This is a genomic window from Thermobifida fusca YX (genome assembly GCF_000012405.1).
In the GTDB taxonomy this organism is placed as follows: Bacteria; Actinomycetota; Actinomycetes; order Streptosporangiales; family Streptosporangiaceae; genus Thermobifida; species Thermobifida fusca.
Window position 1 is genome coordinate 25,049 of record NC_007333.1, and the last position, 20,900, is coordinate 45,948.

General features: G+C 64.6%; 23 protein-coding genes, 1 tRNA gene and 1 pseudogene. 8 read left to right on the forward strand and 17 right to left on the reverse strand.

The window, feature by feature from the left end; all coding sequences use genetic code 11:
- The first annotated feature begins 643 nt into the window (after window positions 1-643).
- A complete protein-coding gene (gene dnaB, locus TFU_RS00095) occupies window positions 644-1,993 on the forward strand; it encodes a replicative DNA helicase (protein ID WP_011290468.1) in 1,350 nt (449 codons plus the stop codon).
- A 491-nt stretch (window positions 1,994-2,484) separates the two neighbouring features.
- Here dnaB and TFU_RS00100 read toward each other — a convergent pair whose 3' ends face one another.
- The 4 genes and pseudogenes from TFU_RS00100 to upp form a co-directional block, all read right to left on the reverse strand.
- Entirely contained in the window at window positions 2,485-2,997 is a 513-nt protein-coding gene (locus tag TFU_RS00100) for a PH domain-containing protein (protein ID WP_011290469.1), read from the reverse strand.
- Between the two features lie 15 nt (window positions 2,998-3,012).
- On the reverse strand, window positions 3,013-3,180 hold the full coding sequence (locus tag TFU_RS16135) for a hypothetical protein (RefSeq protein ID WP_011290470.1): 168 nt from the start codon (window positions 3,178-3,180) through the stop codon (window positions 3,013-3,015).
- 141 nt (window positions 3,181-3,321) lie between these two features.
- Complete coding sequence (locus TFU_RS00105) at window positions 3,322-3,546, reverse strand: hypothetical protein (protein WP_011290471.1); 225 nt, start codon at window positions 3,544-3,546, stop codon at window positions 3,322-3,324.
- Between the two features lie 392 nt (window positions 3,547-3,938).
- Window positions 3,939-4,591 (reverse strand): annotated as a pseudogene (gene upp / locus TFU_RS00110) (uracil phosphoribosyltransferase).
- A 307-nt stretch (window positions 4,592-4,898) separates the two neighbouring features.
- Here upp and TFU_RS00115 point away from each other — a divergent pair.
- The 4 genes from TFU_RS00115 to TFU_RS00130 all read left to right on the forward strand — a co-directional run bounded on the left by TFU_RS00115 (window position 4,899) and on the right by TFU_RS00130 (window position 7,345).
- Entirely contained in the window at window positions 4,899-5,399 is a 501-nt protein-coding gene (locus TFU_RS00115) for a tRNA adenosine deaminase-associated protein (protein ID WP_011290472.1), read from the forward strand.
- 58 nt (window positions 5,400-5,457) lie between these two features.
- Complete coding sequence (locus TFU_RS00120) at window positions 5,458-5,952, forward strand: tRNA adenosine deaminase-associated protein (RefSeq protein ID WP_011290473.1); 495 nt, start codon at window positions 5,458-5,460, stop codon at window positions 5,950-5,952.
- Entirely contained in the window at window positions 5,949-6,434 is a 486-nt protein-coding gene (locus tag TFU_RS00125; protein ID WP_016187966.1) for a nucleoside deaminase, read from the forward strand. The genes TFU_RS00120 and TFU_RS00125 overlap by 4 nt, the downstream gene beginning before the upstream one ends.
- A gap of 823 nt (window positions 6,435-7,257) precedes the next feature.
- Window positions 7,258-7,345: transfer RNA gene (locus TFU_RS00130), tRNA-Ser, on the forward strand.
- 125 nt (window positions 7,346-7,470) lie between these two features.
- On the opposite strand, the gene TFU_RS00135 is transcribed toward TFU_RS00130, so the two are convergent.
- Window positions 7,471-8,577, reverse strand: coding sequence for an aminotransferase class V-fold PLP-dependent enzyme (locus TFU_RS00135; protein ID WP_011290475.1), 1,107 nt, complete (start codon window positions 8,575-8,577; stop codon window positions 7,471-7,473).
- 83 nt (window positions 8,578-8,660) lie between these two features.
- Here TFU_RS00135 and TFU_RS00140 point away from each other — a divergent pair, with 83 nt between their 5' ends.
- Entirely contained in the window at window positions 8,661-9,578 is a 918-nt protein-coding gene (locus TFU_RS00140; protein WP_011290476.1) for a LysR family transcriptional regulator, read from the forward strand.
- Here TFU_RS00140 and TFU_RS00145 read toward each other — a convergent pair.
- Both TFU_RS00145 and serS read right to left on the reverse strand, forming a co-directional pair.
- The gene (locus tag TFU_RS00145; protein WP_011290477.1) at window positions 9,545-9,856 is read right to left on the reverse strand and encodes a type II toxin-antitoxin system VapB family antitoxin; all 312 of its coding nucleotides are present in this window, start codon (window positions 9,854-9,856) and stop codon (window positions 9,545-9,547) included. The two genes, TFU_RS00140 and TFU_RS00145, sit on opposite strands and share 34 nt — an antisense overlap.
- A 290-nt stretch (window positions 9,857-10,146) precedes the next feature.
- Complete coding sequence (gene serS, locus TFU_RS00150; protein WP_011290478.1) at window positions 10,147-11,415, reverse strand: serine--tRNA ligase; 1,269 nt, start codon at window positions 11,413-11,415, stop codon at window positions 10,147-10,149.
- Window positions 11,416-11,657: 242 nt separating this feature from the next.
- Between serS and TFU_RS15970 the strand changes: the two genes are divergently transcribed.
- Window positions 11,658-11,843, forward strand: coding sequence for a hypothetical protein (locus TFU_RS15970; RefSeq protein WP_061783847.1), 186 nt, complete (start codon window positions 11,658-11,660; stop codon window positions 11,841-11,843).
- Window positions 11,844-11,896: 53 nt separating this feature from the next.
- Here the strand turns inward: TFU_RS15970 and TFU_RS00155 are convergent, their stop codons facing one another.
- Window positions 11,897-12,463, reverse strand: coding sequence for a PLDc N-terminal domain-containing protein (locus TFU_RS00155; RefSeq protein WP_011290479.1), 567 nt, complete (start codon window positions 12,461-12,463; stop codon window positions 11,897-11,899).
- Between the two features lie 600 nt (window positions 12,464-13,063).
- Here TFU_RS00155 and TFU_RS00160 point away from each other — a divergent pair.
- Window positions 13,064-13,858 (forward strand): GntR family transcriptional regulator, encoded by a 795-nt coding sequence (locus TFU_RS00160; protein WP_011290480.1) that lies wholly within the window; start codon window positions 13,064-13,066, stop codon window positions 13,856-13,858.
- Between the two features lie 27 nt (window positions 13,859-13,885).
- Here the strand turns inward: TFU_RS00160 and TFU_RS00165 are convergent, their stop codons facing one another.
- The 9 genes from TFU_RS00165 to TFU_RS00205 all read right to left on the reverse strand — a co-directional run bounded on the left by TFU_RS00165 (window position 13,886) and on the right by TFU_RS00205 (window position 20,713).
- Window positions 13,886-14,260, reverse strand: a complete 375-nt coding sequence (locus tag TFU_RS00165) for a hypothetical protein (RefSeq protein ID WP_016187969.1) — start codon at window positions 14,258-14,260, stop codon at window positions 13,886-13,888.
- A gap of 270 nt (window positions 14,261-14,530) precedes the next feature.
- Window positions 14,531-14,806 carry a hypothetical protein gene (locus TFU_RS00170; RefSeq protein ID WP_016187970.1) on the reverse strand — a complete coding sequence of 92 codons (276 nt, stop codon included), beginning with the start codon at window positions 14,804-14,806 and terminating at the stop codon, window positions 14,531-14,533.
- Between the two features lie 295 nt (window positions 14,807-15,101).
- The gene (locus TFU_RS00175) at window positions 15,102-15,350 is read right to left on the reverse strand and encodes a hypothetical protein (protein WP_011290483.1); all 249 of its coding nucleotides are present in this window, start codon (window positions 15,348-15,350) and stop codon (window positions 15,102-15,104) included.
- 255 nt (window positions 15,351-15,605) lie between these two features.
- Window positions 15,606-15,857 carry a hypothetical protein gene (locus TFU_RS00180; protein WP_038043006.1) on the reverse strand — a complete coding sequence of 84 codons (252 nt, stop codon included), beginning with the start codon at window positions 15,855-15,857 and terminating at the stop codon, window positions 15,606-15,608.
- 296 nt (window positions 15,858-16,153) lie between these two features.
- Window positions 16,154-16,390 carry a hypothetical protein gene (locus tag TFU_RS00185; RefSeq protein ID WP_011290485.1) on the reverse strand — a complete coding sequence of 79 codons (237 nt, stop codon included), beginning with the start codon at window positions 16,388-16,390 and terminating at the stop codon, window positions 16,154-16,156.
- 310 nt (window positions 16,391-16,700) lie between these two features.
- Complete coding sequence (locus TFU_RS00190; protein ID WP_011290486.1) at window positions 16,701-16,934, reverse strand: hypothetical protein; 234 nt, start codon at window positions 16,932-16,934, stop codon at window positions 16,701-16,703.
- A gap of 303 nt (window positions 16,935-17,237) precedes the next feature.
- A complete protein-coding gene (locus TFU_RS00195; protein ID WP_011290487.1) occupies window positions 17,238-17,471 on the reverse strand; it encodes a hypothetical protein in 234 nt (77 codons plus the stop codon).
- Between the two features lie 915 nt (window positions 17,472-18,386).
- Entirely contained in the window at window positions 18,387-19,445 is a 1,059-nt protein-coding gene (locus TFU_RS00200) for an aspartate-semialdehyde dehydrogenase (RefSeq protein WP_011290489.1), read from the reverse strand.
- Entirely contained in the window at window positions 19,442-20,713 is a 1,272-nt protein-coding gene (locus tag TFU_RS00205) for an aspartate kinase (protein ID WP_011290490.1), read from the reverse strand. Before TFU_RS00205 ends, TFU_RS00200 begins: the two co-directional genes overlap by 4 nt.
- Window positions 20,714-20,900 lie beyond the last annotated feature (187 nt).

The window sequence follows — 20,900 nt, forward strand, 5'->3', positions numbered from 1 at the left end:
GGAACGTAGCGGGCCTTTCCGGGTGGTGGGGAAAACCGCTGTGTGCTGCAGCGGAAGCTGTTGTGAGAAGAGGATGGTGCGGGCCGCGGCGGCTGCGGTAGGAAAGGAATCGGCAATGGCAGGGCACGGGCCCTCGTTTCCAGGGGGTGTGTGCGGCGGGACGGGGTTTCCGCGCGGCCGCACCTGCCTCGGGTCCGGCGCTTCGCTGAGGACAGCGCCGCCCATGTCCCGTCGGTGCGTGTGAGGGTGCGGGCTGCGCCATCGCCTGCCGTAGCGGGGTTCGCGTAGCCGTCCGAGAGGGGTCGAGGGGCCTCGGCTGCCGCAGTGGATACGTGGGGAAGTCGGAGTCAAGAACATCCACAGGTGTCGCCCTAGCCTGTGGATAACTTGTGGATATCTATCTGCAGAATTTTTTTCATGCACAGCCCGTGGACAGAGTTTTTGCAGCTCAGAGGCTGTGATTAGAGGGTGGGGAAAAGTTATCCACAGGTTGCGTGCACAGGTTATCCACAACTAGACGCCAGTCATCCACAGGATGTCCCCAGGTTTATCCACAGGTTGTCTTTGCGACCGTCTCGTGAAGTGGCGAGAATCCTGGTTCGGGCATGTCACGTTCAGGCGTGAAGTCAGCCGGGGGGGAGCCATGAGCGTCGACCATTCAGTCGAGGAAGTGGGGTATGACCGGACCCCGCCCCACGACATCATGGCCGAGCAGTGCGTCCTCGGCGGCATGCTGCTGTCCAAAGAAGCCATCATCCAGGTAGTGGAGATCCTCAGCTCCTCCGACTTCTACCGCCCAGCCCACCAGACCATCTACGACACGATCGTGGACCTGTTCGCCCGAGGCGAGCCGGTGGATGCGATCTCCGTCCACGCGGAACTCACCAAACGGGGAGAGATCGCGCGGGTGGGCGGCGCTCCCTACCTGCACACGCTCACCGACACCGTCCCCACCGCAGCGAACGCCGGATACTACGCGCGGATCGTCGCCGACCGCGCCGTGCTACGCCGCCTGGTCGAGGCGGGCACCCGCATCGCGCAGCTCGGCTACTCGGGAGACGGGGACGTCGACGACCTTGTCGACCAAGCCCAAGCCGAGATCTTCAAAGTCGCGGAACGGCGCACCAGCGAAGACTATCTGCCGCTCAGCGACATCATGCCGGGAGCGCTCGACGAGCTCGAAGCAATCGCCTCCCACGACGACACCCTGACCGGGGTCCCCACCGGGTTCACCGACTTCGACGCCCTCTCCAACGGGCTGCACCCCGGACAGATGATCATCATCGCGGCCCGTCCCGCGGTGGGAAAGTCCACTCTCGCCCTGGATTTCGCCCGCTCTGCAGCAATCAAACACCAGTTGACCACGGTGTTCTTCAGCTTGGAGATGGGGCGCAACGAGATCGTCATGCGGCTCCTCTCGGCGGAAGCGCGCGTGCCCCTGCACACTATGCGCTCGGGAATGATGACCGACGAGGACTGGGCCCGGCTGGCGCGGCGGATGGGCGAGGTCGCGGGAGCGCCGCTGTTCATCGACGACTCCCCGAACCTGACGATGATGGAGATCCGGGCCAAGTGCCGTCGGCTGAAACAGCAGCACGACCTGAAACTCGTCATCGTCGACTACCTCCAACTGCTGAGCTCCCACGGCCGGGTGGAGAGCCGCCAGCAGGAGGTTTCCGAGATGTCCCGCTCGCTCAAGCTGCTCGCTAAGGAGCTTGAGGTTCCCGTCGTCGCCCTGTCCCAGCTCAACCGCGGCCCAGAACAGCGCACCGACAAGAAACCGCAGATCAGCGACCTGCGGGAGTCGGGTTCCATCGAGCAGGACGCCGACATGGTCATCCTGCTCTACCGCGAGGACGTGCACGAGAAAGAGTCGCCGCGGGCCGGGGAAGCCGACCTCATCGTGGCCAAGCACCGTAACGGCCCCACCGCCACGGTGACCGTGGCGTTCCAAGGGCACTACAGCCGGTTCGTCGACATGGCACCGGGGTAACAGGCGCCCCACCAGCAGGTCTCACTGGCAGGCGTCGCTAACGGGTGAGGGACCGACCAGCGTCTGGTCGGTCCCTCACCCGCTCAGGCGAACAATCTCAGATCCACCGCGCCTGAGGACGCAGACGGCCAGTGCTGTCCGGCAGCAAAACCCACGTCAGCTTCGGCCGTGTGTCGAGGGTCTCCGTGTCCGCAGTGTCCCGCTGCTGCGGCAGAAGGGTGGTGCTGTGCCGCAGAGAAGTCATCCGACGGGTCGGCCGACGGCGGCGTCGAGTCTGGGCGGGGCGGGTGGTCGATGGCGCCTTGCTTGCTCGCCAAGCCATGACATCACCCCCTCATTCAACTAGACGATGACCCAAGTTAACCTTCTGTTCACCTTGAAGTCAAATAGACCTTCCTTGCCGTGGGAACGGCAGCAAAAGTTGTGGGGCCCCGCGCTCGCGCGAGGCCCCACAACTCACGAGGGGTGGATCGTAATGGTGAGTGGGTCACTCACTTGTCGGGGAAGATGAGGCCCACCACTTCGAGATAAAGCTGCTCCGGGTAGGGGATGAAGTCGATCTTGCTGAGAGCCTGGTCCTGACCGGCCGACTCCATGACGAACGTGCCGTAGCCCAGCAAGCGGCCCAACAGGGTGCGTTCAAAGCGCATGTCGGTGACCTTGCCCAGCGGCATCATGTTGACCTGCCGGGTGATCAGGCCGTTCGTGCCCAACAGGCGCGCCGACGTGATGACGAAGTAGTCGACCGACCACTCGGCGACCTTCCATACGAACCACACCAGCACCAGCAGCCACAGCCACCAGATGATGGCCAGCATGGCCCCGCTCGTCACGAACGAGGTGTTGCTCAGAATCCCCGCGGCGATCAGACTGCCCAGCACGATCGCCGTCGGCCCCAACAGGACAGCAGGGTGTCGGCGGACCGTGATGACCTGCTGCTCGTGGGGGAGCAGGTAGCGGTTAACCGACGCGGGCGCCGAGTCGCCCGGTGTCACCAGCTTCATCCGGGCTCACGCCCCTCACAACAAGATGGTGTTGACGAACGTGGAGAGCGAGTTGGCGGCTCCGCCCAGCCCGGCGAAGATGTTCAGAACCAGAGTGCCCACCGTGGCCGGCTGAGTCAGCAGGTAGAAGATGGCAAAGGCAATGAGGGCGTAACCCAGCCATTTTTTCAATTTCGGCGGCATGAACGCACTCCCCACTAGAGCGAAGACCCACTAACCCACAACGATTGTTACACCAGTGCTGGGACACGTAAAGACAATAGGAAGCTCTGGCGTGCCGTTCCAGGTCAGAAGGTTAGGGTCGGACCTTCGTCCGATATTTGGTCAGCGCTGCTCCGCCAGGGCCAAGGCGAGAACTTTCAGGTGCTGCCGCGCAATCCGCTCCACGAGCTCCGGAGTGGCGTAGCCGACCACGTCCTCCGCCCCGTTCCGGGCCGCGGTGACGCAGCGGGACACGATCGATTCCGGGTGCACGTCCTTGAACTCGGCGCTGAGTCGCGTGACAACGGGGGCGAGGTCGCGCGAGAGCGCGTCATGGGTCTGGGACATGTCACTCCTCGGGACGGCAGAGAGCGGTCGTGGTGCTCCGATCTCTTTGTGAGCTCCGACGCAGTCCAGAGCGGGCGGGGCACCTTCCCGCAGGCGCGGGATTGTGCCGACCACCGAGCGCCCGATCAGGGACCGGGGGGATGAGTGGTGGAGATCACGGTTTTTCGGTTGGGGTTGTGCGGAGAATTATTAGGAGCCATAAACATCATTACCACAACGGGTCACGCGTATATCTCGATATGAGTTCGACTGGTACAAGAAACCCCTGGTTGTGATCCCAGGGGTAGAGTTTTAGATCCCGAACAAGTATTGCTTTATTCCCCAGGAGATAAAACTAAAACATAAAGTTTCCTTAATTTATCTGGGGAGTGGAGAAAGAAACTTTCCAGTGGCTATGCGGAGCCGTACAACCGGTCCCCCGCATCCCCCAGCCCAGGAACAATGAACCCCGACTCGTTGAGACGCTCGTCGATAGCGGCCGTCACCACACGCAGCCGCAGGTCGCCGCGCTCCTCCAACACCCCGCTCAAACCGGTGCGCAGCCGCTCCAACCCTTCCGGGGCAGCAAGCAGGCAGAGCGCAGTGATATGGTCGGCGCCCCGCTCCACCAGCAGCCGCAACGCCGCCGCCAAAGTGCCGCCCGTCGCCAGCATGGGGTCGAGCACATAGCACTGCCGCCCCGACAAGTCCCGAGGCAGCCGGTCTGCGTAAGTGCCGGCTGCAGCGTCTCCTCGTCGCGGACCATCCCCAAAAAGCCCACTTCGGCGGTGGGCAGCAGACGCGTCATCCCGTCCAGCATGCCCAACCCGGCGCGCAGGATCGGCACCACTAGCGGAACCGGCCGGGAAAGCTGGACCCCCACCGTCTCGGTCAGCGGAGTCTGCACCGTGGCTTCCGACACCCGCACATCCCTCGTCGCCTCATAGGCGAGAAGAGTCACGAGTTCGTCGGTGAGACGGCGGAAGGTAGGCGAATCCGTGCGCACGTCCCGCAGCGTGGTGAGCTTGTGGGCAACGAGCGGATGGTCCACAACGAAGATCTCCATAGGAGATCAAACTATCGTTCCGGGCGCCTTCCCACACATTCCCCGTCAAACCGATTCCACCAGGGGTTTCACGGTGCGTGCTCCCCGCGGGGCGTGCTGTCGCTGTCGCGGGGTGCGGTTGAAGACCGGATCACGTTCTGTTCCTACAGGAACGTCCGTTCTAATAGGAGACGTGAGCGCGGACTTCTACAACGGACCAGCCTTCCCGCTAGGAGAGCACAACACGGGCGAAGGCAGCCGTTTCAGTGACCAAGCAAGGGACGATCTGCGATTCTGGTTTGACCAAGGCCAGCCGGGTGGAGCGACGATGACGGAACTCGAACTGGACGATGGCGCAGGCGACTTCGCCGCCGTAGCTTATCGAGAAGAAGACTACTGGGATGTCGACCTGCTCCCAGTCGCGCTAACCCGCGACCTCAAAGGATTGTTGCACGCCCTCCACCAGCAGCCGAGCATCAGCGGAGCCATCGGCCTGGTTTCGGTCGCCGACGACTTCTTCATCCTCGCCCGCGTCTACGGACGGGACAACGTCAGCGTCTTCCTCTCCGATATCACCGCGTCGATGGACTGGAAGATCGCCCGCGATGTCCTGGAATACCTGGATATCGACATCCCCGACGACGAGGATGTAGACCAGGTGCTCCCCGCAGGAGACATGTCGATCCTCGCTGACCTGGGGCTGGATGAGATGGAATTGGGTGCACTGGCCGGAGACCTCGACCTGTATCCGGACGAGGTGCTGTCCAGTATCGCGGAACGTCTCGGATTTCACGCTGCTTTCCAACGCGCCCTGGACGCGTTGGGGTAAAGCCAGCGTGCACACCGGCTGGCACGTGGTTGAAGAAGCGCAGTAGACAGGAGTCCGGGTGGCGGTTTTCGCAGCGGTCTTCTCCCATGCAGCAGACGGGTGGACGGGGACCGAGGTGGATTTAGCGGAGTACGAGGGAATCGACGACCTTGCCGATCTGATGCGTGACACGGCCGCGGCCGAGTCCACCGCAGAAACCTCCGTCGTGGTGCTCGCGGAAGCCGACGACGAATGGTTCGGCGTTGCCAGACTGGACGACACCGGGGAGCCGCGAGCTTTCCTCTCCGACATGCGAGTGGTGTACGGGCACCCGGCAGCCCGCCTGTTCCTCGAAACCGACGGAGGAATAGACGACGATCAAGAAACCGAAGGCACGGGGCAGAACCCCTACCCCGAACCGGTGGGAGACCCCGACCTGCTCGACGACCTCGGCATCCCAGGCACCGAACTGATGGCGCTGACCACGCGCGAAGGCATCCTGCCCGCGGATGCGCTGACCACCATCGCTGACCGTGCCGGATTCGCCGGAGAACTCGACGAGCTGCGGGCATGAGCGTAGGGCGGAGTGGGGTCGACGCCGCCGTGCGGCGGGCGCTGGAAGAGGCCGAGAAGACATCGTCTAGCGGCGATGTTCCCGTGGGCGCTGTCGTCCTCGACCCGGACGGCGTGGTCATCGGCGCCGGCCACAACGAGCGCGAGGCCACCGGCGACCCCACCGCACACGCCGAAGTGCTCGCCTTGCGCGCCGCAGCACGGCGTCTAGGCAGCTGGCGGCTGAGCGGCTGCACCCTGGCGGTCACTCTTGAACCGTGCACGATGTGCGCGGGCGCCATCGTGCTGGCCCGGATCGAACGGCTCATCTACGGGGCACGCGACGAACGGGCAGGAGCCGTAGGGTCCCTGTGGGACGTGGTTCGCGACCGGCGACTCAACCACCGTCCCGAAGTGATTCCCCCCGACCTCGTGGACCCGGAACTGTCTGCCGCGTGCAGCCGCCTCCTCACCGATTTCTTCGCGCGCCACCGTACCCGATAGCACTGCCCAGTCCTGGCAGACACCACCGTCAGTGAGTACCAGCCGCACGCGTGCAACGAACACCGTTTCGTCGGACCCGGCGGTGTTGCAGGGTAGTCGGCCCGCCAGCATCCCGACGGCATGCGCTGCGTGGGCAGGAAAGCATTCGCCATGGGGAGCGGAAGCACAGAAAACCACTGGCCTGCAGTGAACTCCCCGTGCGCAAAAGGACTTCTGAAACCGCGTGCGCCAATCTTCCCCGTTGAACTCCACATCTGGTGAAGTCGAAATTGTGCCTTTCCGGAAAGCAGGAGCAGGGCATGGAGATGCTCGGTGATGAGGCGGATGACGGTATGCCGGGCTTTCGCGAAAGAAACGAATTTCAGGGGGAGTTTCCGGGGCGAGGCGGGCTGGTCGGGGAATGCGTCTCCGGGTAAAGGCTCGTATTCGTAACCGGCGTGCCGTACCCCATGGTTTTACGGGGGCGCTTCGCGTGAAGAGAGCATTTCCTCCCGTTGGCGCAGCCAGGGTGAGATTCATCCGTGACAGGGCAGCGAAGACGGGGACGAGGCGGCCCACCGATCCCCCAAACAGGGATCCGAGAGGCCGACAAGCCTGTCCGGCGGTCGAGCTCTTTACTGCTCGCTGGACGCCGCACTTTCCGGCCATGCGAGCCTGCCGGGGGCGCTGTGCTCGAGAGACGGGTGAAGCACGGTGGCGGTACCCGATGGCCGGGATGCTCCACTTGGCGCACTTTGTCTTCAATGTGACTTACCGCACATAAAGTGTCGGGTGGAGACCGCTCAACTCGCGGCACTTCACAGAGCCATGTAGAGTGGTCCGCGGTGGAGTCGCATAGCGGCCTAGTGCGCACGCCTCGAAAGCGTGTGAGGGGCAACCCTCCGTGGGTTCAAATCCCACCTCCACCGCCAGCAGGCCGGTCCTGGAGGACCGGCCTCTTGCTTTCCCCGGGGACGACCGTTGACCGCGAGCACATCCCAGCAGGTGCTGCTGCGCGGAGAACCCCGGTCCACCGCTCTGCGCGTTCCTGCGTCCCCTACCGGTCGCCCGGCACGCGGACAGCCTCCTCCAGGTTTGCGTCGCGCAGGTACGGCCCGATCTCCTCCACTGCGCGGTCGACGTCTGCCGCGTCCGTGGACAGGTGGAAAGCGCAGCGCATGCGGCCTGCGCGCATGGCCGCGACAATCCCCGCGTCGGCCAGAACCTGTTGCGCCTTGGCGTCCACTGCCACGCTGACGATCGCTGAATCGGTGGGCGGCAGTCCCAGCGCAGCGCAGAACCGGTTCGCCAACGCGACGTTATGGGCTCCGAGCGCTGCTTCCCCCAGGTCGGCGAGCAGCTCCAAAGCAGGGGCGAGCCCCACACACGACGCCCACGCCGGGGACAGGTCGAAGCGGCGCGCATCCGAGGCCAGGCGTAGCTCGGTGCCGTAGAACGCGCTCGTGATGTCCTCAGCCGCGAACCAGTTCGCCGCGATCGGCGTGAGTTCGGCCAGGGCATCGTCGGTTCCCGCGAAGAAACAGGCGCCCCGCGGTCCCAGCAGCCACTTGTAGGCGCTGCACACCAGGTAGTCCACGCGGTCTGCGGGAATAGGAAGCCAGCCCGACGACTGGGTGGTGTCCAGCAGCACCCGCGCGCCGTGCGTGGCAGCCGCGTCCAGCAGCGCGGGAACATCAACGATACGGCCGTCGGCGGACTGGACCACAGAGACCGAGACAAGGTCCACGCTCGTGTCCACGGCGTCGATGATCCGGTCCAGCGGAACCGGGCGGACCGTGACCCCTCGTCCGGTTGCGGCGAGGAAAGGGTAGGTCACCGAGGTGAAGTCCTCCTCGGCCACGACCACGGTTGCACCCGGGGGAAGAGAAGCCGCGACCAGTCCGACGAAGAAGGACGCCTGCGATCCGACCGCCACTCGAGACACGGGCACTCCGACCAGTCTGGCGAAGGCGGCCCGCGACCGCTCCACCGCCTGATGCGCAATGTCCAACGTCAACCGTCCTCGGGCGCGGTCGCGCTCCACGGCGAGAGTCGCCTCGTGGGCGACGCGGGGCGGAAGCCCGCAGGTGGCGGTGTTCAAATAGACCACCTCACGGGTGAACTGGTCGCGGATTGACGAGGGAAGTAGGGGTGCGGTGTCCATGCTTGGATTGTCAGCAACCCGATCTCAAAGATCAAGAAAAGATTTTCGTCTTCTCTCATAAATAGCTTTGATACCTTGGGGGTGTGCTGGACCTCACTCGACTCCGTGTGTTGTGCGAGGTGGCCCGACTGGGATCGATGAGCGCGGCCGCGCGCGCCCTCTCCTACACCCAGCCCGCCGTCTCCCACCACATTGCCCGCCTCGAAGCGGAAGTGGGCACGCCCCTCGTGGTGCGGCACGGGCGCGGGGTGCGGCTCACCGAAGCGGGCCGGGTCCTCGTCGGCCACGCGGAAGCCGTACTGGCCCGGCTGGACACGGCTGAAGAAGAAGTCGCGGCCATCGCGGGACTGCGGGCAGGCCGGGTCAGCCTCGCTGCCTTCCCTACAGCCACCGCCGGAATCGTGCCGCAAGCCCTGGCCACCCTGCGGGAACGCGCCCCCGATGTCGCGGTCACCCTGGTCGAAGCGGAACCCCCCGAATCATTGGACCTGCTCCGCGAAGGCGAAGTGGACGTCACCCTCGCCTTCTCCTACGACGAGACACCCCCTGATGCGAGCACCGGCATCCGCGAGGTCACGCTCTGCCGGGAACAGGTGCGGCTGCTGCTTCCCGGTGACCACCCGCTCGCCGCTGAGCACACTCTGGAACTCGCTGCCCTGCGCAAAGAGACCTGGGTGGCGGGCTGCGAGCGCTGCCGCTCCCACCTCGTCCACGTGTGCCGCCGGGCCGGATTCGAGCCCCGGATCGCCTACACCACCGACGACCACCTGGCCGTTCAGCGTCTCGTGTCCCTGGGCATGGCAGTGGGGGTGCTGCCGCAGCTTGCCCTCCTCCTCCACCAGGGGGAGAACGTCGCCGTGGTCGACTCCCCGGAACTGGGCTGGCGGCGCCTGTTCGTGGCTGTTGCCGGGGGCACGATACCGCCTGCTGCCGCGGCGCTCGTAGACGAGCTCACCGCCGCGGTGGGTCAACTCAACTCCGGGAACCAGGCCGGGTCGTAAACCCGGGCCGCCACCGTTTCCCGCTGCTGCAAGGCGGCGCGCAGCGTCCGGTGCAATCCGTCCTCCAAGTAGAGTTCGCCTTTCCACCGCACCACGTGCGGAAAAAGATCCCCGAAGAAGGTGGAGTCCTTGGAGAGGAGGTATTTCAAATCTAAAACACTCTTGGTGGTCACGAGCTCATCCAGCCGCACCTGTCTAGGCGCAATCTTGTACCACGCGCTTGGCGACAGGCCGTGATCAGGATAAGGACGGCCGTTGCCGACCCGCTTGAAGACCATGCACCAATAGTAAGCGGAACTGGACAGGTGGTGAGAGATGACAGAGAAACGGACACCCCCTGTTCAGAATGAGGTCGGCGGAAACAGCCCCGAAGAGGATATTTCAGCCCGCGAAAGGAAAAAGGGGGTGCACGGGGAATGTCCGCGCTGAAAAAGTTCGAGAAGCAGAGAAAAACAGCCGCCCAACCTAGAAAACCGCGGAGAAAACCCTCCGCGGCAGGCGGCTGTTCCTGAAGAGGTGTTGCGGTGGCCGCAAGACAGCAGCCGGTCCCCGGCCACCGGCCCCCCTCCTACTTCTTCGCGATCGGGTGCAGCACGTCCTGGCCCACGAACGGACGGAGCGCCTCAGGCACCACCACGGAACCGTCCTCCTGCTGGTGGTTCTCCAAGATCGCGACAATCCACCGCGTGGTGGCCAGCGTGCCGTTGAGCGTGGCCACGAACCGCGGCTTGCCGTCAGTGTCGCGGTAGCGGATGTTGAGACGGCGGGACTGGAACTCGGTGCAGTTCGACGTGGACGTGAGCTCGCGGTAGCGGCCCTGGCTGGGAAGCCACGCCTCGCAGTCGTACTTGCGTGCCGCGCTCGTCCCCAGGTCACCGGCGGCGATGTCCACCACCCGGTAGGGCACCTCGATCAGGTCAAGCATCTCGCGTTCCCACGCGAGCAGCCGCAGATGCTCCTCGTGCGCCTCGTCCGGGTGAGCGTAGACGAACATCTCCACCTTGTTGAACTGGTGGACCCGGATGATGCCGCGCGTGTCCTTGCCGTAGGAGCCCGCCTCCCGGCGGAAGCACGACGACCAGCCGATGTAGCGGGTCGGCAGGGCGTCAGCGGGCAGGATCTCGTTCGCGTGGTACCCGGCCAGCGGCACCTCGGAGGTGCCCACCAGGTACAGGTCGTCGGCGGGAAGGTGGTAGACCTCCGCAGCGTGCTCCCCGAGGAACCCGGTGCCGTCCATGGTCTCCGGTTTGACCAGCACCGGCGGGATCATCGGGGTGAAGCCGTTGGCGACGGCCCGCTGCATCGCCAAGTTGAGCAGGCCCAGTTCCAGCAGCGCGCCGACACCGGTGAGGAAGTAGAACCGCGCCCCCGACACTTTGGCGCCCCGCTCCGTGTCGATGGCGCCGAGCATCTCACCCAGTTCCAGGTGGTCGCGGGGGGTGAAGTCGAACTGGCGGGGCGTGCCGACCTCTTCGACCACGACAAAGTCGTCAACCCCGCCCACCGGCGCGTCGCTTTCCACCACGTTCGGCACGGAACGCAGCAGTGTGGTGAGCTCGTCGGAGAGCGCTTCGGCCTCAGCCTCAGCGGATTTGACCTCGGACGCCAGACTCTTCGCCCGGTTCAGCAGCGCTTCCCGCTCCTCTGCGGAGGCGCGGGAAACAGACTTGCCGACGCTTTTCTGTTCGGCGCGCAACGTTTCGAAACGCGCCAGGGCGGCGCGGTGCCGCGAGTCCAGATCCAGCAGCCGGTCGACGACAGATTCGTCTTCGCCGCGTGCCCGCTGCGACGCGCGCAAACGGTCAGGGTCTTCCCGTAGAGCTCGAAGGTCGATCACGTTGAGCAGGGTACCGGTATCACGGCTTTCCGCACACAGTGTCAGACGTTTCTGGAACGATAAAGGTGTCGGCCTCGTCGAATGAGGCCGAAAGGACCTGTCACGGGGACGCAGCGTGCGGCAAGGGGGGCCTACACGAGGACACGAGTGGGATCCCTCCTTGCGACGGGTCTCGCTTCGGCCGGGAAACCGGCCTGCGCTCCGCACCGGTGTGGTGGCGGAGCAGAAAGGGGGAGAACACAATGACACAGCACTGGGGGATGAAGCCGGTTGGTGCAATGACCGCCGCGGAAATCCGCGCGGCACTGGACCGGCTCGACGAGGTTGCACCCGAAGACACGGCTTTGGAGCTGGCACTGCGCCACGAGCTGTACCGGGTGGCCTCGGAAGACTGGATGTTCGACGAGGATTCGGTGCTGGTGGGCTGAGACCCCCGCCAGGCACGCTGTTCCCAACGTTTCAGGTGAGGGCCCCTCAACGTTCACCTGGGCATTCGGGAACGCGGAATCCTGGAACGTTCACTACGGAACCGCGGGGTGGAGTCGCTGCCCCTCCGTGAGGCGGTCGCCCCAGTGCGGGCCCTGATCGTGGCCGTATCGTGGTGCCCGTTGACGGTGTGCCACGAGTGGTCTGCCGGACTGTACTCGTCGGCGAAGCGAGACGGCTCGGTGACGAGAGCGGTGGCCCGCCGCGAGCTGCGCGACTCTGCCCCGTTCGAGGCTGCAAGAAGCCGGTCCACGTCGGTTTCGAACAGGTCGTCGTGGACGTGCTCTCCGGTGCCGGGGGATTCGTGGCGGCCGCTTTTGATCAAGCCGAGCAGGCTGTTGAGCGGGCCTTGCCGGCCGATGACGAACCATGCAACAGCGCCGAGGATCGGCAGTTGGAGAACGAGGAGCGTCCACAGCAGCTTGCCGCCCCGGGTCAGCGAACGCATGGACAGTACGGAGGCCAGCGCCGCGATGACCAAGGTGAGTAGCGCGATTGTGGCCAGGCCCGCGAGGATTCCTACGAGCATGGCGGTGCTGTCCGACATCGGCTGCTGTGTCACGGCTGCCGTGACCCTCCCTCTGCGACTCTTTTTCCGGCTGCTATCACCAGCATGGGGAGTCACGACCCAACGCACGCCAGCGGCACGGCCAGCCGACGGTAAAACTCCCTGCGATTGTCGGACACGCTCCGCATAGGAGCCCGGAGCATGCTGCCCGTCCACGGGCACAGGCTTGTGCGTAGGCGCATCGGAGCCGGGAAAGCAGGCTGACAGCGCAGACCGCGGTCTGGGCGGCGGGGCACGTCCCCCCGGGAAACAGCAGCGGAGACACCGCTGACCCGCGGGTCACCGCCGGGGCCGGACTCCCGGGACACGGGGTTGCGGATGGCGGCCGCTGCTCTCCACAGCGGTCCGGTCTCCACGTCGACGCGCCCTCAGAAAACCCCGAAGACATGTACTCTCCGTGACCGTCGGTCGGGTGGAAGAAAAGCGGGCTTCCTTCTTGATTTCTCTGCGCACGGGCACGACCTGCTGCTTTACTGGCTCCATGGGCGAGCGGCGACACGTCATCGCAAGCAGATCCGTATGCCCCGGGACCACAGTCGTGACACACAGTCTCGACCAGTGTCGTGGAGGCAGAGTCCAACCGTGCGGATAACCGTGACTGAGAAGCCCGGCTACCTGCGGGTCGCCGACAGTCTGCGGGAACCCATCCTCAACGGGGAGCTTCCCCCAGGGACTCGGCTGCCTTCGCGGGCCCAGCTGGCCCGCCGCCACGCGGTCAGCGAGCAGGTGGCGCGCTGCGCGTTACAGCTTCTCGTGGCAGAAGGGCTGATTGAGGGACGGGCCGGATCCGGGTACTACGTGCGAGCGCCTTCCGCGGAAGTCCTCTTATCCCGCACCTCCCACCTCCCCGGGCTCGACCCGCTGCGCACCGAGTGGCTGGGGGCCCGGACCGAGACCGCGTCCATTGCCATGGCCCGGCGGCTCGGCACCCGGGTGGGGGAGCCGCTGTACCGGACGGAATGCCTCGGATACGCGCAGGGCACTCCGATCGCGCTGTGGGTGGCGTGGGAGCCCGCCATTCTCACGCTGGGCACCGGCCTGACCCCGGGGGAGCGGCCAGACACCAGTGTGGCGGAGCGGCTCGCCGAGGTGGGGGTCACCGTGGACCGGATCGAAGAGGAGGTGTCGGTTCGTCGACTGCGGGAGGTGGAAGCGCGGCGGCTCGCACTGGAGCCGGGCACGGCCATCCTGCTCGTGCAGCGCACCCATTTTGCTGGGCGGCGGGTCGTGGAAACGTCGGACCTCATCGTCTCAGCGGAGCACTGCCGGCTCGGCTACCGGCTGGTTTCCCCGTCCCGGCCGGGGCGGACTGCCGCGGACAAGAACGGGCCGTCTCCCCCACGGTCCCGGGAGACGGCCGCTTCTTCTCAGATGGGATCGGCAGAGTGAGCAAACCCGCTGGAGTGAGGAGTACGCCTAGTTGGCGTGGTTGTGGACTTCAACAGTGTTGCCGATGCAGTAGTACTCGTTGAGGACGTTCAAGCCTAGGGACAGCAGCGGAAGACCACCGGGGTCGCCGGGGGCCAGACCTAGCACGAGAGCGTCCTGTTCGACAACGCACTGGTTGATGACGGTTCCCGCCCCGACAGTGTCCTCTTCCAGCCCTTCGCCTTCAGGCTGCTCGTTGAGGCCGGAGACCTCGTCGTCCAGGACGGGCAGGTCGATGCTCACGTCCGTAGACCAGTCCGCTTCTTCTTCGGCGAGGGCGGGGAAGGAGCTGACAGCGAGAAGACACGCGGCCGCCCCGCTTACTGCCGCCCCCCTGATGATCTGGCGCATCACAGAATCCATTCCTTTTCTTCGGGTTTTCGGACGTCCGCTGCTCGTGCGGTAGGCAGCGACGGACAAGGCCGAAGAAGCCGCAGCGGGGACGCTGGACAGCCCCACTCTTGCCACAGCGCGCAGAGCCACGGGAACCGTGTGCCGCTGTGGCCTTCGGAAAGCCGCCTTCCGAAGCAGTAGCGGACTCCTCCAGGCCGGATGGGACGGTCTTCGCGGACAGGCCCGAGACCGTCGTGCTTTCGAGTGCAGCCCTGGGCAAGAGCTGCGGGTGTGCTGGGCTTAAGGAGTAGTGACGGTGACGGAGTTGCCCTCGCATGCCGCGGCGAGCAAGGGGTGGTGCTGCGCTTCGGGGGCCGGCGCCGGCAGGTCCGGAGGCTCATCAGGCGCCGGTGCGGGGGAGGGAACGGTGACGTTCCCGGTGATGAGGCGCTGGGTGACCGTGCACAGCTCCATGACGATGGGGCGCGGCTCCTCACCGGCCAGAGCAGGAGCGGTGTTGCTGAACAGCCCTGCGGCAAGCGTCCCCACTGCTATGGCAGTGACGGTTCGACGCATTGAGGGTGTCCCTTCCGTGTGGATCTCGGTGTGTGAAACGGTCACGGCCGACGGGTCGAAGATGCGGGTGTGGTCCGTGTCGCGCAGGGATCGGGAGGCCGGGAGCCGGTGACGCGATGACAAAGAAAGAAGCAGAGCGGAAGACCAGGCGGAGAGGATCGGGTGGTGGGTCGCAACCATGACGCACAGCCCAGGGTGTGCGGGATCAATGTCAGTACGGGTGCGGCCGCCTTCTCCCAGAGGCCAGGTGGAAGGCGGCCGCCTTCCCTGCAGAGAGGGAGCTCCAGACGAGGTGTCAGCGGTTGATGACGACGGCCTCGTTGCTGATGCAGTTGTAGGTGTCCTCCCCCAGCGGCAGCAGCTCGGCGGGAAGGTCGAGCGGGCTGGAGATGGTCACGCGCTGGTCGACAACGCACTGGTCCACGACAGTGGTGTGCGACTCCCGGTCGATCTCAAATCCGCCGGCCAGGGCAGTAGCGGTGCTGAAGCTGAGCAGTCCCGCGGTGATCGCGCTCACCGCCGCGGCTTTGACGATTCCACGCATTGAGGGTGTCCCTTCTGTGAGGCCCGCTGACCGTGTGGGAACGGACACGGCCAGCGGGCGGGCGTTGAGAAGCACGTTTTCCGGCTTGATGCGGCGACGGTCTGCGGCCACGGGCGAACGAGGCCGGTGAAGACCGTGACTCCCTTACCCGGAGCGGGCTGGGCCGTCCGGGGCCGGTTTCATGGGAGAGTCAAAGACCGTCTCTGGGATGAGAAACGAGGGCTCCTCGCAGCGTTGGGAGGAGCCCTGGAGGCACTACTCGTTGACGACGACGACTTCGTTGCCGATGCAGTTGTAGGCAGAGCCGCCCAGCAGGTCCGGAGGGATGATGTCCGGAAGGGTCAGGCCGCCGGCCTCCAACTGCTGGACCACCACGCACTGGTCGATGTTGGTGAAGGTCTCCTCGCTGGAGAACTCGTGGTAGCCCGCCAGCGCAGCGGAAGCGCTGGCACCGACCAGGGCCAGGCTCATCGCGCCCACCGTGGCTAGCCTCGTCATCTGACGCATGTGACTCAAACCTTTCAAATGGTGACCGTTGGCGGTCAGGCGACCGTCAATCGACAGGTGTGCACCGAGAGTGATCTCTCGATTGCTGTCGGAAACTATGTCGCATGGGGTGGGCATGAGCCACGCGAAGACACGGGGATTGCTTTTCTTTTACTGAAAATGCCGCTAGCCCACGCCGCCGTGCGACGCGGGTTGGGTGTCGGGCCGCCTCCCACGGTCCAGACAGCCGTGCCGTGGGAGGCGGCGGGTGGAGAGCGATGGGGTGTCAGTCCAGGCGGACCGGAGCGCCCTCGAAACTAGTTGTTGTCGTTGACGTTGACGCTGCCAGCGCAGGCCGAAGAGTTGAGCAGGTTCAGGTTCAGGCCCAGGCCGAGGAGCAGACCCGCACCGGTGGCCTCCTGAGCCGAGATGCACTGCGCGGTCTCGGTGGCGGTGATCTCGGTGTAGTCGCCGGCCAGGGCGCTGGAGGCCCCGGCGCCGAGCAGACCCGCGGCCAGCGTGCTCACGGCAGCCAGCTTCATGATTCGCCGCATGACAAATACCTTTCGATGACGGTAACGACGGTCGCTACAACGACCACCGATCAACGGTCTGTGCCGAGCTGATCGCCCGAACACGTGCTGCAATACTGCCGTTAATCCAACGCGTTGTGAATGGACGAATGCGCGTTATGCCATTCCTTTGCTTCCCTTTATTGTTTCATTGCAATCCATTATCTGGGGAAGCAAGGGGAAGGGTATGGAAGAGGGTAAAAACGGAACCTCCTCCAGTAGAGTGTGGAGGAGGTCGTCTTTTCCCGAAGGGCAGTGGAATGGTTTTTAATGCAAATAAGAATTGCGGTTTCTAGTTGTCGTTGATGTTGACGCTGCCCGTGCAGGACGCCGCGTTGAGGGCGTTGACGTTCGCGCCCGCACCGATGAGCAAGCTGAAACCGCCAGCCTCCTGAGCCGAGATGCACTGCGCGGTCTCGGTGGCGGTAACCTCGACGTAGTCGCCGGCCAGGGCGCTGGAGGCCCCGGCGCCGAGCAGACCCGCGGCCAGCGTGCTCACGGCAGCCAGCTTCATGATTCGCCGCATGACAAATACCTTTCGATGACGGTAACGACGGTCGACAAAAGCGACCATCAGCTCACTGCGATGACGGTTGAGAGCATCCTTCAAACCGTGCAGCACAACAATGCCATGCGGGGGTTTACCTGCAACGCTTCGGAACGCGGGTTTTGCATTGTCTTTACCGGCAAAACCACAGTGTGACCGTCGCAAATCCGGGCGATCTGGGGGAGAGAGAAAGACGCGCCGCCTCCCCAGACTCCTGTGGGAGGCGGCGCTTTTATCTCAGGGCAGTGGAATGGTTTTTAATGCAAATAAGAATTGCGGTTTCTAGTTGTCGTTGACGTTGACGCTGCCCGTGCAGGACGCCGAGTTGAGGGCGTTGACGTTCAAGCCCAGCCCGGCGAGCAGGCCGAGGCCGACTGCTGGCTGCTCAGCGACACACTGTGCCGTCTTGGTGGCGGTGATCTCGGTGTAGTCGTGGGCGAAGGCGGTCGAGGCCCCCGCGCCGACGAGCCCCGCGGCCAGCGCGCCCACAGCGGCTAGCTTCATGATTCGCCGCATCTGAGACATACCTTTCTCTCGTGCCCTCGGCGACCGATAGGCGGCCGCCAGCCGTTATCGCAACGTCCAGGAGTTTTCTCCTGGACGCACACCACAACAGTGCCGCACAACCCAGTCGAGACAGACGAGAAAATCCGTGCCCTGGACTCTTTTTTGAACAATTGGCTCTCAACGTTACTAGCGGAGAAAGGTAGAGGAAGAGAAAATTTGGTTCTCCTTCCGAGATCTCCGAAAGAAAAGCGTTCCTGTGCAGAAGGGGAACGGAGTGCAATGAAAACAAGAATTACGGTTTCTTTTGTTGTTGGGATTGGCGTTGCCGACACAAGATCCGGAATTGATCCTGTGGCCGCTGCACCCTCCTCGCAGCAGAACGCGGCCCTCCCTAGCCGGCCCGTGGCGACATGCCAGTCCTCAAGATGCTGGTCAAAGCGGCCGATATAGCAGTGTCCGGACAACCGCCCCCGCAGCGGGCAGCCACACCGCGTCCATTCCCCCGCAACGCACGATGGCCGACGACACAAGTCGCCGGCCATCGCCTCAGACGTTGAACAGCACCAAACAAACGATGCCCGTACTACCGGTAAACAGAAACCTCGCCCCAGACATCCTTGCAACTGTTTTACTGTCCCTGCAGTTCGGATCACCGCGTTTCATGGGATAGAAGACATTTTTCTCCGGTTGAAAAGAAGAAACTGCTCTCCCCTTTTTCGAGGATAAGAAAACCGGAATTCCGGATGAAGCGGATCCGAAGCAGGGAAAGGACTGCGGCCATCGAACCCTCTCTCCCGCGCCAACCCCCGCCTCCGCTGCGCACCGGCCGCAGCACGCCCCGCCGAGACACGAAAAACGGGGAGGACCGCGCCACCCGCCGCACCGGCGAGCAGCCGTCCTCCCCGCAAACAGACCAGAACCGCGCTAGCTGGTGAACTCCTCAGCGAGCAGCTCAGCGATCTGGGCGGTGTTCAACGCCGCACCCTTACGCAAGTTGTCCCCACACAGGAACAAGTCCAGCGACCGCGGGTCGTCCAGCGAACGGCGGATCCGTCCCACCCACGTCGGGTCCGTACCGACCACGTCAATCGGGGTCGGGAACTCGCCCTTCGCCGGGTCGTCCTGGACCACCACGCCAGGAGAGGAAGCCAGCAGGCGCCGCGCCTCGTCCGCATCCACCTCCGTGGAGAACGTCGCGTGGATCGCAAGCGAGTGGGTGGTCACCACCGGCACGCGCACACACGTTGCCGACACCCGCAGGTCAGGCAGTCCGAGGATCTTCCGGGACTCGTTGCGGACCTTCAACTCCTCCGACGACCAGCCGTCGTCCTTCAACGACCCCGCCCATGGCACCACGTTCAACGCCAGCGGCGCCGGGAACGGACCCAAGTCGCTCACCGCAGCCCGCACATCCCCCGCACGAGTACCCAACGTGCGGTCCGTCGCCACCTTGGCGATCTGGTCGTACAGCGTGTCGACCCCCTGCTGGCCCGCACCGGACGCCGCCTGGTACGAGCTCACCACCAGGTCCGTCAGCCCGTAGGCCCGGTGCAGCGCCCCGATCGCCACAATCATCGACAGGGTCGTGCAGTTCGGGTTGCTGATGATGTTGCGCGGACGGTTGCGCACCTGCTCGGCGTTGACCTCAGGCACCACCAGCGGCACGTCGTCGTCCAAACGGAACGCACCAGAGTTGTCCACGACAACCGCGCCCCGCTCCGCCGCGATCGGCGCCCACTCCTTGGACACCTCGTCGGGGACGTCGAACATGGCCACGTCGACCCCGTCGAAGACCTCCGGGGAAATAGCCTGAACCTCGACCTCCTCGCCGCGGACCGTGAGCCGCTTGCCCGCAGACCGGGCCGACGCCACCAGGCGGATCTCCCCCCACACGTTCTTACGCGTGGAAAGAATGTCCAACATGACAGTGCCCACCGCACCGGTGGCCCCCACAACGGCGAGAGTGGGAAGACGGTTACTCATCGGCCGGTACCTCCATACACAACGGCCTCGACCTGGTCGGCGTCCAACTGGAACTCACGGTGCGCGGCGGCCACTGCGGCGTCCACGTCGTCCTGCGCCACCACGATCGAGATGCGGATCTCGGAAGTGGAAATCATCTCGATGTTGATGCCCTCGCGGGCCACAGCGTCAAAGAACCGAGCAGTCACCCCCGGATAGGAGCGCATCCCCGCGCCGATCAGCGACACCTTGCCGATCCGGTCGTTGTACAGCAGCGACTCGAAACCGACCTTGTCCTGGATCTTCTTCAACGCGGCCAGCGCGTTCTGCCCCGAGTCGGCAGGCAGAGTGAAAGAAATGTCCGTACGCGACGTGGAAGCCGCGGACACGTTCTGCACGATCATGTCCACGTTGATCTCAGCGTCGGCCAGCGCCTTGAAGATCGCTGCTGCCTCGCCGACACGGTCGGGCACCCCCACAACCGTGATCTTGGCTTCGCTCCGGTCATGCGCCACGCCGGAGATGATCGGTTGTTCCATGCCTTCGGTTTCCTCAACTTCCGAGACGACCCAGGTACCGGGCTTCTGACTGAAAGACGAGCGCACGTGCAGCGGAATGTTGTACCGCCGCGCATACTCCACGCAGCGCAGATGCAGGATCTTGGCGCCGGAGGCCGCCATCTCCAGCATCTCCTCGTAGGAGATCTGGGGGATGCGTCGAGCGGAGGGCACGATACGCGGATCAGCAGTGAACACCCCGTCGACGTCGGTGTAGATCTCGCACAAGTCGGCGTTGAGCGCCGCAGCAAGCGCCACAGCCGTAGTGTCCGAACCACCGCGGCCCAACGTGGTGATGTCCTTGCTGTCCTGCGACACCCCTTGGAAGCCAGCGACGATGCAGATCGCCCCTTCGGCGAGCGCATCCCTGATCCGCCCCGGGGTGACATCGATGATCTTCGCGTTGCCGTGCAGCGACGTGGTGATCACCCCGGCCTGCGAACCGGTGAACGACCGGGCCTCATAGCCCAAGTTCCCGATAGCCATCGCAACCAGGGCCATCGAGATCCGCTCCCCGGCAGTCAGCAGCATGTCCAACTCCCGGCCCGGCGGGAGCGGACTCACCTGCTTCGCAAGGTCGAGAAGCTCGTCAGTGGTGTCGCCCATGGCGGAGACCACGACGACCACGTCGTATCCGGCTTTCTTCTGAGCGACGATCCGTTCGGCTACCCGCTTAATGGCATCCGCATCAGCGACGGACGACCCGCCGTACTTTTGCACGATCAAAGCCACGGTCGGCGCTCCTGAGGAATCGGGTTCACGGTAATCGACCAGCCAGTCTAGTGATCGGAGATTCACGGCTCCCTGCGCGTCGGACAGGAGCCGAGGCAGGGAGATACCCGTGAACAGGACAGGGATATCAGTGGGGCCGTCGACCAATCACCCGGATACGGCTCTCGCCCGGCCGGGTGACCTGCCG

Excerpts from the sequence above, each read along its gene's own strand:
- dnaB (WP_011290468.1), top strand. The coding sequence starts at position 644 with ATGAGCGTCGACCATTCAGTCGAGGAAGTGGGGTATGACCGGACCCCG.
- TFU_RS00100 (WP_011290469.1), bottom strand. The coding sequence starts at position 2,997 with ATGAAGCTGGTGACACCGGGCGACTCGGCGCCCGCGTCGGTTAACCGC.
- TFU_RS16135 (WP_011290470.1), bottom strand. The coding sequence starts at position 3,180 with ATGCCGCCGAAATTGAAAAAATGGCTGGGTTACGCCCTCATTGCCTTT.
- TFU_RS00105 (WP_011290471.1), bottom strand. The coding sequence starts at position 3,546 with ATGTCCCAGACCCATGACGCGCTCTCGCGCGACCTCGCCCCCGTTGTC.
- TFU_RS00115 (WP_011290472.1), top strand. The coding sequence starts at position 4,899 with ATGACGGAACTCGAACTGGACGATGGCGCAGGCGACTTCGCCGCCGTA.
- TFU_RS00125 (WP_016187966.1), top strand. The coding sequence starts at position 5,949 with ATGAGCGTAGGGCGGAGTGGGGTCGACGCCGCCGTGCGGCGGGCGCTG.
- TFU_RS00135 (WP_011290475.1), bottom strand. The coding sequence starts at position 8,577 with ATGGACACCGCACCCCTACTTCCCTCGTCAATCCGCGACCAGTTCACC.
- TFU_RS00145 (WP_011290477.1), bottom strand. The coding sequence starts at position 9,856 with ATGGTCTTCAAGCGGGTCGGCAACGGCCGTCCTTATCCTGATCACGGC.
- TFU_RS15970 (WP_061783847.1), top strand. The coding sequence starts at position 11,658 with ATGACACAGCACTGGGGGATGAAGCCGGTTGGTGCAATGACCGCCGCG.
- TFU_RS00165 (WP_016187969.1), bottom strand. The coding sequence starts at position 14,260 with ATGGATTCTGTGATGCGCCAGATCATCAGGGGGGCGGCAGTAAGCGGG.
- TFU_RS00170 (WP_016187970.1), bottom strand. The coding sequence starts at position 14,806 with ATGCGTCGAACCGTCACTGCCATAGCAGTGGGGACGCTTGCCGCAGGG.
- TFU_RS00175 (WP_011290483.1), bottom strand. The coding sequence starts at position 15,350 with ATGCGTGGAATCGTCAAAGCCGCGGCGGTGAGCGCGATCACCGCGGGA.
- TFU_RS00180 (WP_038043006.1), bottom strand. The coding sequence starts at position 15,857 with ATGCGTCAGATGACGAGGCTAGCCACGGTGGGCGCGATGAGCCTGGCC.
- TFU_RS00185 (WP_011290485.1), bottom strand. The coding sequence starts at position 16,390 with ATGCGGCGAATCATGAAGCTGGCTGCCGTGAGCACGCTGGCCGCGGGT.
- TFU_RS00190 (WP_011290486.1), bottom strand. The coding sequence starts at position 16,934 with ATGCGGCGAATCATGAAGCTGGCTGCCGTGAGCACGCTGGCCGCGGGT.
- TFU_RS00195 (WP_011290487.1), bottom strand. The coding sequence starts at position 17,471 with ATGCGGCGAATCATGAAGCTAGCCGCTGTGGGCGCGCTGGCCGCGGGG.
- TFU_RS00200 (WP_011290489.1), bottom strand. The coding sequence starts at position 19,445 with ATGAGTAACCGTCTTCCCACTCTCGCCGTTGTGGGGGCCACCGGTGCG.